Source organism: Brevibacillus sp. BD137 (assembly GCF_041644655.1).
Taxonomy (GTDB): domain Bacteria; phylum Bacillota; class Bacilli; order Brevibacillales; family Brevibacillaceae; genus Brevibacillus; species Brevibacillus brevis_D.
Genome location: NZ_JAOTNO010000007.1, coordinates 143,215 through 154,214, shown reverse-complemented (window position 1 = coordinate 154,214; position 11,000 = coordinate 143,215). Strand labels below are relative to the sequence as shown.

Here is an 11,000-nt window from a genome sequence, read left to right as displayed (position 1 = left end):
CACTTCCTTACGCCTCTTCTCCGTTCCATTCGATATCGCTCGTACTGCAAGCAATCATGCTTTTTCCCGTTCGAAAGCTCTGCCAAGCCAAATCTGCCAGCATGGTGAATTGATCAAAAAAAGGTCGTGGATCATCCCACCTAAACAGAACATCCCTTGCAGAAAGCAGGTCGCTCACCCAACGCTTTGCCTTCTGTCCATTTGTCATGCCAGCAAGGCCGTATGTCAGCATCGCCATCCCTAGCATGCAAGTTTGATTTCCAGCAGGAACAACGGTTTTTCCCCGATCAAAAAAATAGGCGGTAGCCGCCTCTTGCTGTCCTGTAAACAAATGCACACCGCTTGTCAGGCGTGGATTGCACTCAATCACATACAGCTCTCCCTGCTCATTCTCAATGAAATCAAATGCGATTTGTCCACGAAACGTATGCCGTTGCACAAAGCGACTAACAAACTCTCTTACCTGTGGATGGTCTGAATAGGCAAAGTAAATCGAGGCACCCTGCCCTGCTGTATGTGTTGTTTCGTAATCGGCGTACAAGGTGAGCTGTCCATCCAGAGCAACCGCGTAGCTGCACACCTGTTTCCCTTTTATAAACTGTTGGACTAGCCATGGTTGCCCAACTGTCGGTTCGGGCAGTGTGGACTGTCCTGCCGCAGATAACGGGTCAGCCACGATTTGTACATGAGCTGCGAAGCGAGAATAGACGGGCTTCAGCACCACAGGTCCTCCTGCTTGCAGCATGGCCTCCCTCAATTGAGCCGAAGATTGTACCCGAACCGTATGTGGGACCAGTGCCCCCACCTCGCGCGCCATTTCGGCAAAAAGCCATTTGTCGTGTAACGGACGCAATACCTCGATTCCTTCCACAAGCACTTCACCATAGTCAAGCAATTGATCCCGCCCCTGCGATACGTAAAAGATCTCCTCGCAAGTCGGGATCAACAGATCGATACCCTCACGCTGCATGATTTCACACAGCTTTTCGATATAAGCATCGGGCTGCTGTCGGGGTGGAGGTACTTGGTAGGAGCGCTCTACATAACGAGAGTGCTGGCAAAGATGTCGCCGCGCACTCTCCGCTACAATCACTCGATGTCCCGCAGAACCCAGCAAGCGCGCCAGCTCTAACGTAGCTGGAGCTCGTCCTCCTGTCAGCAAGACTGATTGTTTAGTATTCAAGCACAATTCCTCCGAGAGACAAGCCAGCAGATGTGCCCAACAGCATCAGGTGATCGCCTCGCTGTACTCGTTTCTGCCCAATCGCTTCATGCAGCGCCATCGGAATCGAAGCTGCGATGACATTTCCATGATCCGCCAGAATGTTCACCATTTGCTGGTCGCTAAATCCGAGCTTGCCTGCCATGATCCGCATCGCCATCCCACTGGCCTGATGAGGAATGACGGTACGAATTTGCTCCTTGGTTACGGAGGCTGACGACAGCAAACGATCCACGAATCCGGTAATCAATTGCGAGGTCAGGCGAAAAATTTTCCGTCCATCCATATCAAATGCAAAGTCCGCTTCTCTTCCTTGGGCAAATTGTCTCGGGTGGATCAGCGTGCCGCCACCCCTTATTTCGGAATAGTGCGCGCCTTCACTGTATGTTTTCATGCTTGAACCCAAGATGCGGGAGCTTTCTGTTTCTGGTGTCTTGCCGATGACAACAGCCGCCGCCCCATCTCCGAACAGCACGCAGCTCTCTTTTTGCTCCCAATTCAAACCTGCGGAGGATATCTCTGATGAAATGATCAAGACTCGCTCGTAAATACCAACCGCCATCTGGCACGACATTACATCCAGCGCAGTGACGAAGCTAAGGCATGTCGCATTTATATCAAAGCAGGGAATGCCTGATTTACTTAGTTGAAGCTCTTCTTGAATCAAAGCAGCCGTGCATGGGATTTCCTGCTGCGCCGTCCCGCTTGCACACACGATACAATCGATCTCGTGAAGGGAAAGTCCCGCCGCTTCCAAAGCACGCCTAGCAGCGATGGCACCCATCTGTGCTGCCGTTTCATTCGTCACAAAATGTCTGACGCTTACCCCGGACTTTTTCTCTACCCATCCAGCCGCAAGTCCCAGCTTTTCTTCCAGTTCTGCTGCTGTCACTCGCCGAGTCGGCAAGTATTTCCCTGTTCCGAGGATTTTGATTTTTCTCTCCATATTCTGTGTCTCCCTTAGCTCGCATTCCTACACACTATTCGACATCTGCCATTTATTTTACCTAAGTTTGTCGATTTATGGGAAACAGAATAAACACTTGGTACGAAATACCCAAGTGTTTATGTATGCTGCATTTCTTCTACTACTATAGTAAAAAGCGATAACCGACACCCCACACCGTCTCGATGTATTGCGGCTTAGCCGGATCACTTTCTATTTTTTCCCGCAGCTTGCTGATATGCACGGTCACCGTCGCGATATCCCCGTATGAATCGAGACCCCAAATTTTTTCAAACAGCTCCGTTTTGCTAAACACCCAGTTGGGGTGGGTTACCAAAAAGAGCAGGAGGTCGTATTCCTTGGAAGTGAAAGCTACTTCATTTCCATTGATATAAACTCTCCTCGCCAGCTTGTCGATGCGAATCCCACGAAGCCTGATCTCCTCTTTTGCCGTAAGCGGTTTGGAATCGGAAACGAGACGGTCGTAACGGGCCAGATGGGCTTTGACCCTCGCTACCAGTTCTCCCAAACTAAAAGGCTTGCTGATATGATCGTCGGCGCCTAGACCCAGGCCACGTATCTTGTCGATGTCTTCCTTTTTCGCAGAGACGAGCAGGATGGGAATATTTTTGACTTTCCGGACTTGCTTGCAGATTTCGAAACCATCCACGATGGGGAGCATCAGGTCTAAAATCAGGAGGTCATACTCCTCTTGCAATGCCTTTTGCAAGCCCCTATCGCCGGAAGTAGCAACATCGACCGAGTATCCGTTTGCCTCCAAGTAATCCTTTTGCACCTCTGCAATCACCGTGTCATCTTCAATGATTAAAATGTGCTTCATTCCGTGTTACCCCCGACTCTCTTGATATCTGGCAAGGTAAAACAAATACGGGTCCCCCGCCCGCTCTCACTCTCCACCCATACACGACCACCGTGCCCCTCCACAATTTGTTTGACGATGGCGAGTCCAAGACCGCTGCCTCCCATGGCCGAATTACGTGCAGGGTCCGCCCGATAAAAGCGGTCAAAAATATGGGGCATTGCTTCTTTTTCAATCCCTGTTCCATTGTCGGAGATCGCCACTAGCACATCACCGCTGGCTTTCTCCACTTCCAATCGAATCAGCTTCTCGTCCTTGTTCAAGTACTTCAAGCTATTGTCCACGATATTCATGAGCACGCGATGGAGTTTTTCCTGATCAGCCATGACTGGAATCCGACTTTCATTATGCTCGTCATAGCGAATAGATACGCCGTGCATTCGCGGGTCTAGTCGCAGCTCTTCGGCAAACTGTGCCATATAGGCTCGCATATCGACTTCTTCAAAGTGAAAGGGAAGCTTATTCAAATCCAGTCTCGAGAATAAAAACAGCTCATCAATCAGACGGTCCATCTGCTCTGATTTGATGGCAATCATCTTCATATATTTTTCTCGTTTCGCTTCCGTATCCGCAATCCCTTCCTGCACCGCTTCCACACATGCCTTGATTCCTGTGATGGGTGTTTTCAGATCATGGGAGATACTCGAAATCAATTGTTTACGATTTTCTTCATACTGAAGCTGCAAATGGATAGAATCATACAATCTGCTGCGCATCTCTTCAAATGCTTCCCCCAGCTCTCCCAGCTCATCTTTGCGATGGAGTTGAACAGGACGCTCCAGATTGCCTTCTTTGATTTCGTTCGCGGCCTGCTTTAAGGCGTACAAAGGTCGAATGATACTGCGCGAAACAAGAAACGTTAGTAAACCGTTCGTCAGCGCCACAATCGTTAGAAGACTGAGAATCAATGTGCTAAAAAAATAAATGCCGGTCTGCATATATGGGAAAGAATTCGCAAGGAAATAGAGCTTTCCTTTCCTCTGATCAGCAAAAGTAAACTCGTACGTATCAAACGTGTAGCCGTCCTGATTAAGCTGCTTCCAGCTATGCATGCGCCCTTGGTCCGGCTGATCCCGTAAATAATTAGGTACGTCAGCGCGATCAATCGACGGGGAAACAAATAGCACATGCTCGTCCTTGGTCAGAATCAATGCTCCGCCAACTGCTTGTAGTTCCTCATCCGTCTCTGTTAGCAGCTTCTGGTTCGTCAATTGATTGGGAGCGTATTTAGCCATGAATGTGACACCAGCAAACAATTCGTCTCGTTTATTGAGCGTATCACGAAGGAGCGGTTTTCCTGCTTCTTGTTCCCCCCAGAAGTAATTCGCCAATCCCGATGCCACCAATCCAAACAAAACAAGGGGGATGATAATCATGGCAATATAGGAGAGCAAAAGTCTTGTTTTGATCGACATGTTTCATTACCCCCTTGCAGTCATGGTTTACTCGGTATCGGAATGCTTCGTCCAGTCTTTTCTCCATTTGTTCTTCATGTCCTCGCGGGAAACCTTCTCGACTTGCTTGCCAGTAAGATCGATACGATCAGGTGTGGTCGTACCCAAATCGGACAGGCGGATATCCAAAGAAAGCTGGAGCTTGTGCTCTTTCCCAGACGTGTCTGTTCCCGAAAGTTGTACCACAGCAGATTGCTGCTGGATTTGATTTTCCCCATCGATCTTGGCGTTCAGCAATACTTGGTCCACTTGGAAATCCTCTTGCAAGCGGGGAAGCTTCACAGATAGCCCGTTCTCAGAGGAAGACGCTTCTTGACTATGTTCGACGAGCTTATCGTAAAGAATAGGTCCCGCTGCCTGGATAAATGCCGGAATTTGCTCTTCGGAGAGCTGAAGCGACGTACGCTTGCCTCCATCCGGTAGATTTTCAACGGTCGCGTTTTTTCCGAGATCGCCGAATACCGTAGTAAGCAGCTTATGCATCATTGCTCCGCGCTTGTTATCGGCGTCATTTTCGGATTCGGGTCTTCTATCCATTTTTTCCATGACCCGATAAATGTTACTATCCCCTTTTTTAACCACAACTTGATCCTTTTCCAGAAAGGCTTGCACGCTTTTCGCGCCCAGCGTGTCTGTAATAGTCGCATTCACATTCCCAATGTGCTGGTTATGATCGATCTTTGCAACTCCCTCGAGTGTGAGCAGCTTCGTTCCGTTGTCTGTGAGCGCTAGCTGCGCGTGGGCCGTCATGCTCTTCGCTTCCTTCGTTTGTTGCAGGGCTGATTCATACACGCCCATCGTCGTGCTATCCGCACTCGCTGATGCCCCGTATCCCCAAATCAATGCTCCTGTGATCCCAACAGACAAGCCGATACCCAACCATTTTTTTCGCATGCTGATCCCTCCTAGTCTCATCGAAAGCAACTGTCATCGCTTCCTATACCAGTGATGATAAAGAGTAGGTCTAAACATGCTCTAAATCAATTCTAAAAAAAGTGTAAAAACAATTCCATATGCTATATTGAGAGGAAGAGAGATCAGTATGAACCTGAAGTGGAGGCATTATCGATGAATAGGCAAGAAGGCTATATTGAAGTTCCTGGTGGAAGAGTATGGTACAGTCGTGTCGGTGAAGGGGAGACAACGCCTCTGATCGTCCTTCACGGCGGACCTGGCAATACGCATGATCCGCTCAAATCAACGCTTCATGTCTTAGGCAACGACAGACCCGTCATTTTCTACGATCAGCTGGGATCAGGCAATTCCGATCGCCCGACAGATCTGACTCTTTGGAAAACCGAACGCTTTGTGGAGGAGCTCACTTGCATCAGACAAGCCCTTGACTTAAAAGAGGTACACATCCTGGGACATTCGTGGGGCACAATGCTGGCAGCAGCTTATTTGGTGGATGCCAAGCCGGAGGGGGTACAGAGCATCATCTTCTCCAGTCCATGCCTGAGCGCAGAGCGTTGGAAACAGGACGCAGATCGTTTAATCGAGCAATTGCCAGTAGATACGCAACAAACCATCGCCACACACGAGGAGCAGGGCACAACTGATTCACAAGAATATCAGGATGCCATGAAGGAATACTACAAGCGCCATGTGTGCCGCCTTGATCCAATGCCAACCGTTATGACAGAAAGCCGTCCAAAAGCGAATAAAGAAGTGTACATGACGATGTGGGGACCGTCTGAGTTTTGCCCAACAGGGAATTTGAAAACATTCGACTACACACCCCAGCTGCATCAAATCAACATCCCTTCCCTGTTCGTTTGCGGCCGCTATGATGAAGCGACGCCTGAATCGACTGGTTATTATCAGTCTCTGGTGCCAAAAGCCGAGCTCCATGTCTTTGAAAACAGCTCGCATGTCGGCTATCTGGAAGAGACAGACGAATACGTGCAGGTTATCCGCAGCTTTTTGCAAAAAGCAGATTCGAAATAAAAAAACGGAAAAACTTCGTATCACCGCCGATGCGAGTTTTTCCGAACCTCTCATTCTTTTTTTAAGTAAAGAAGGAAATTAAGGATGTTTAACCCTACAATGATGAAAAACATATAGGTAGACATAGCGTCTCCACCTAGGTTCAATTCATCAGCTATATAACCCATCATCATAAGATTCGTTCCTGAAACGGTTACTGAAATTGCTGAAATCATGCTCAGTGTGAATCCATTGACAAGATTACCTTGTTTCTTTTGAAGCAATAAAGCAACGGAAATAACGACTAAACTTATGATAAAAGTAATCATAACGAATCTTAATAAATCGTTTATCTCCACCCCTGCCATAATCATCCCCCTAATCTGTCAAATGGCTAAACGAAGCTGCCCGAAGTAGATCCTCGACGGAACCACTTCGAACAGCCTGTTATTTCAATCCGATATGCTTGTCATACACTTCGTACACGGAACGTGAAATGATCGCCGCCGATCTTCCCCCATAACCACCCTCAGGAACGATTACGGCTACTGCCAGGACCGGATCATCGACAGGCGCATACGAAATGCTGACACCATTCGTAATGCGGGCGTGCATTTTCCACTTTGTCTTTTTCTGTCCTGTTTTCTCATCTGTCACCGTCACTGGTACATAAATGTCTTGTTCAGATGTACCTGTTTTTGCTGCTACCTGAAACGGCATTCCTGCATACGCGCGGACTGCTGTTCCCCCTGGTTTCGTCACCATCACCATGCCTTGCTCTAAAACATCCCAATATTTATCTGGGTGAGGAAAAGTGCTCATCGTTTTTGACGTGTACGTTTTCACCAGGTTTCCTTTTGCGTCTGTGATCTTATCTACCATCTGCGGCTGCAAACGTACACCTTTATTCGCAAGTGTAGCCGCATACTGTGCCAATTGCATCGTCGTCGCCCGAACTTGCTGTCCGAAGGAAGCCTGCACCATCGATGCTAGTGGACCGTAGTTTTCATTCATCACTAAATAGTCTTCTTTCCCCTTGTTTTCATTCGGCAAATCTACACCAGTCTGAACGCCTAATCCGAACGCATGATAGTACGATTGCAGGACGGACGCTGACTCTTTTCCTTTTCGACGGGACAGCTCCTCTCCGATTCTCGCCATATATGTATTCGATGACTTTTGCAGGGAAATCGCTGGGGTAATCATGCCATGCGCTTTGGAACTGTCGTTCTTAATCCGATCCGTACCACGTCCATAGTGATACACACCTCCATCATTCCAACGATCGGAGGGAGTAATAATGCCTTCCTGCAAACCGAGCAATACCGTAATCGGCTTGATGACAGACCCAGATGGCACAATTGAACCCGGGTGCTTGTAGCCCTCCTGGATGGCCGCCTCGCCCTTTAATGGCGCTGTATTGTATGGGGCTTCCCGAATGGTTCCATTCGTCACCGCCAGCTTAATCTGGTCATATATTTTTTGATCCGGTCCCTCAATCCATACGTTTGGATCGTATTCAGGATAGCTGACCATCGCGACGACCTTGCCTGTCTTAACCTCGACTGCCACGACATATGCTCCCTTTGCCCCCCTCGCCTCAGGGATGGTTGCACGCAGCTTCGGAAGAAACTCTCGGATCGAATCCCGGATACCTAGCTGTACCCGCTGATCAATGGTGAGATACACATGATTGCCCGGGACGGATGGAACTTCCTCCACTTGCTTCACAACCGTCTGATTTGCTGCGACCTCATACATCCGGTAACCGTTGCTCCCGCGAAGCTCGTTTTCGTAAGACAGCTCAATCCCATCGAGCCCGACTAACTGGTTCGGCAAATACCGCGTACTCTCATCCTTGTAGGAGGCGAGCTTCACATTTTCAGCAATATGAAAGGGCCGGACATATCCAACCGCCTGTACAGCGATTTGCTTCGGATCGTATTTTCGGATCGGTTTTGTCACTACCTCAATCCCCGGCAGATCGCCACGATGCTCACCCAGAACCGCGATTTCTTTAGCCGTCAAATCCACCTTCAGCTCTTTCTCCAAATAGCGCGGCAATTGTCGTGCCGCTTCCACGTACTTTCCATTCTCGTAGGCATAGCCGACATCCATCTTTTTTAACAGTGTGGCCTTGTCGAGACTCAGTATTTTCTCCAGCTTTTCCACCAGGTCAAAGTACGCTTTCTTCTCCATGATCTCTTGTTCACGAAAGACGGCGAGATGAGAAGGCCGACTTTCGGCAATGACATATCCGTTGCGGTCATAAATGTTTCCTCGCATAGCGGGAATGTAATCTTTTTTGTACGATCTGTCTGCCAGCTCATTTGCATAAATGCTCCCTTGCTGGATTTGAATTTGCGCCAATCTCAAAATGATACCCACAAACATCAGAAATACGACGATATAGATGATTTGAAGTCGGTTCACACGATCGTTTTTTTCTTCCTTCATACTTGCTCTCCCTAATTTTTCAGTACCTTCGTGAAAATCCGTTTGATACGTGCATCGAGTACATGACTGCCACCCCGACCACGGACATCCTCTATCATCATGGTAACCAGCAAACGCGGATCATCTACATTAAAAACGGCGAACCATCCGTTTTCCAACCCTAGCTCGCCTTTTTTTTGTTTCAGCTCAGCTGTTCCAGTCTTACCCGCCATGCGAATACCAGGCACCCGTGCTCCTCGACCGGTACCGCGCGGGTCTTCCATAACCTGTATCAAATGCTGCTTCACCGTGCTCGCCACATCGGCAGGTATGACATTCGTCTTCCAATACCCATCTTTTTTGTCTCCCTGCAACAGAGTTGGATTCACGATATTCCCGTCATCTGCAAAAGCGCTGTACACCAACGCGAGGTGAAGCGGCGTCATCGTTACCTCGCCCTGACCGTAACCGGAGTCTGCCAATTGAATCTCGTTTTTGAAACCATCGTTATACAGCTTCGACTTTTCTAGTGGATATGGAATCGGAAGTGCTTCATGGAATCCAAACAACTCGCTCTTTTTCACGAATGGCTCCTCCCCAATGGAGAGCGCCGCTTTCGCAAAATAAATATTGTCGGAGTACACCAATGCTTTTTCCAAATTGACAGGTCCCCCGTAATCGCTGACCCGCGTTACCTCGTATCCACCCCAGGATACATCCTTTTGCCAATGCAGTCCGCGGACGTGGATACTATCAGCAGGGGTAATAGCTCCTGACCCAAGGCCAATCGCTGCCGTAATCGGTTTGAAGGTGGAGCCCGGCGCAAACCCGCGCGCGAATCGATTGAGAAGCGGCTTTTGTGGGTTTTCATTCAGTTGCTTCCACTCTGTAGCCGACATCCCAAGCACAAACGCATTTGGATCAAAGGACGGAGAATTGACGAGGGCCAGTATTTCCCCTGTCTTTGGTGAGATGGCCGCAGCCGTCCCTGCTTCGTTTTTCAGCTCCTGGTAAATTGTCTGCTGTACGTCTGCATCTATGGTTAATGCCAGTGGCTGTCCATGATTGGCCAAGCGTTCCACCACGGTCTTTTTTTCCGTTCCATCTGCATCCGTAATGACGATACGCCCACCTGCACTCCCTCTTAGCTTCTCCTCAAAAATCTGTTCCAGTCCTGATTTTCCAATCACATCGGACGTTTTATAGCCCTGATCCTTTCGCTTCTCGTACTCTTCCTGATTGATCGCTCCTACATAGCCAACCAGATGGGCCGTCGCGTCCTGATAGGGATAGTAGCGGACTTTCTTTTTGTGCAATTGGAGCCCTTCTGTTTTTTCTAATTGTTTGATGCGTGCATCGTCCTGCGGTAGCGTAGCGATCCGGATAAACTTGGCCGACTTGCTTGTCGTAGCTTGGACCTTCGAGGTGAGGTCATCCAACGGAATTTGCAAGAGCTTGCTGACCGCCATTTTCCCAGTTTGTGACGTCTGGTTCCATTCTCCCGGATTTATCCCGATATCTATCACGACACGCTCTGTTGCCAAGGGACGCCCTGCCCGATCCGTGATTTCACCTCGTCTGGGATACACCGTATTGGCTCTTACTTTGTCCCCTTCTTTCATTTCGGGAAAAATAAAAGTAGGATTCCAATGAATGTACCAGTCCTCCAAGTCGTTCTGCGTTTCTTTGACAAGCGTTGCTTTCCCTGTAAAAGAAATCGGTTCGACGAAGGTTTCCATCGTCAGCCGATAATGAAAGTTGATCTGTCCATCCTCACCTGGCATGACGTCGCCATTGTACATCGGCTCGACCACAATCGCTTTGGCCTCGACTCCTCCGTAAATGTTTTGGTAACGCGAAACGAATTCTTCTTTGCTGATAGTCTTTTTTGTATGTAAAGAAAGCTGCTCGTACATGTCTGAGAACTTTTGTTCTTTCCATTTTGTCGTATACGCTGTGAATGCGGCCTTTGCCCTCTCACCATCCGACTGCGTGGTGTCCTTCCAAAAGTCCCAGAAAAGATAGAAAAACCCTGAAAGAACAACGACAAAAACCGTCCAAAATACTATCCATGTCTTTTTCACTAGTCATTCACCTTCCCTACCACACGATATTACAGTCAGATACCATAATATA

The 11,000-nt window shown here is 48.6% G+C and carries 9 protein-coding genes; 1 reads left to right on the top strand and 8 read right to left on the bottom strand.

Annotated features, from left to right (window positions below):
- Nucleotides 1-7: 7 nt before the first annotated feature.
- The 5 genes from ODZ53_RS17255 to ODZ53_RS17235 all read right to left on the bottom strand — a co-directional run bounded on the left by ODZ53_RS17255 (nucleotide 8) and on the right by ODZ53_RS17235 (nucleotide 5,396).
- Entirely contained in the window at nucleotides 8-1,183 is a 1,176-nt protein-coding gene (locus tag ODZ53_RS17255) for an ATP-grasp domain-containing protein (RefSeq protein WP_372678622.1), read from the bottom strand.
- Nucleotides 1,173-2,168 (bottom strand): beta-ketoacyl-ACP synthase III, encoded by a 996-nt coding sequence (locus tag ODZ53_RS17250; RefSeq protein ID WP_372678620.1) that lies wholly within the window; start codon nucleotides 2,166-2,168, stop codon nucleotides 1,173-1,175. The genes ODZ53_RS17255 and ODZ53_RS17250 overlap by 11 nt, the downstream gene beginning before the upstream one ends.
- A gap of 145 nt (nucleotides 2,169-2,313) precedes the next feature.
- Entirely contained in the window at nucleotides 2,314-3,009 is a 696-nt protein-coding gene (locus ODZ53_RS17245) for a response regulator transcription factor (RefSeq protein ID WP_015892916.1), read from the bottom strand.
- Nucleotides 3,006-4,463, bottom strand: a complete 1,458-nt coding sequence (locus ODZ53_RS17240) for a sensor histidine kinase (protein WP_372678618.1) — start codon at nucleotides 4,461-4,463, stop codon at nucleotides 3,006-3,008. Before ODZ53_RS17240 ends, ODZ53_RS17245 begins: the two co-directional genes overlap by 4 nt.
- A gap of 27 nt (nucleotides 4,464-4,490) precedes the next feature.
- A complete protein-coding gene (locus ODZ53_RS17235) occupies nucleotides 4,491-5,396 on the bottom strand; it encodes a hypothetical protein (protein WP_372678616.1) in 906 nt (301 codons plus the stop codon).
- 174 nt (nucleotides 5,397-5,570) lie between these two features.
- Here ODZ53_RS17235 and ODZ53_RS17230 point away from each other — a divergent pair, with 174 nt between their 5' ends.
- Nucleotides 5,571-6,449 (top strand): proline iminopeptidase-family hydrolase, encoded by an 879-nt coding sequence (locus ODZ53_RS17230; protein WP_372678614.1) that lies wholly within the window; start codon nucleotides 5,571-5,573, stop codon nucleotides 6,447-6,449.
- Nucleotides 6,450-6,499: 50 nt separating this feature from the next.
- Here ODZ53_RS17230 and ODZ53_RS17225 read toward each other — a convergent pair whose 3' ends face one another.
- The 3 genes from ODZ53_RS17225 to ODZ53_RS17215 form a co-directional block, all read right to left on the bottom strand.
- On the bottom strand, nucleotides 6,500-6,796 hold the full coding sequence (locus ODZ53_RS17225) for a hypothetical protein (protein ID WP_142497164.1): 297 nt from the start codon (nucleotides 6,794-6,796) through the stop codon (nucleotides 6,500-6,502).
- Nucleotides 6,797-6,875: 79 nt separating this feature from the next.
- Nucleotides 6,876-8,885 carry a peptidoglycan D,D-transpeptidase FtsI family protein gene (locus ODZ53_RS17220; protein ID WP_372678611.1) on the bottom strand — a complete coding sequence of 670 codons (2,010 nt, stop codon included), beginning with the start codon at nucleotides 8,883-8,885 and terminating at the stop codon, nucleotides 6,876-6,878.
- Nucleotides 8,886-8,896: 11 nt separating this feature from the next.
- Nucleotides 8,897-10,948 (bottom strand): penicillin-binding transpeptidase domain-containing protein, encoded by a 2,052-nt coding sequence (locus ODZ53_RS17215; protein WP_372678609.1) that lies wholly within the window; start codon nucleotides 10,946-10,948, stop codon nucleotides 8,897-8,899.
- Between the last annotated feature and the right edge of the window lie 52 nt (nucleotides 10,949-11,000).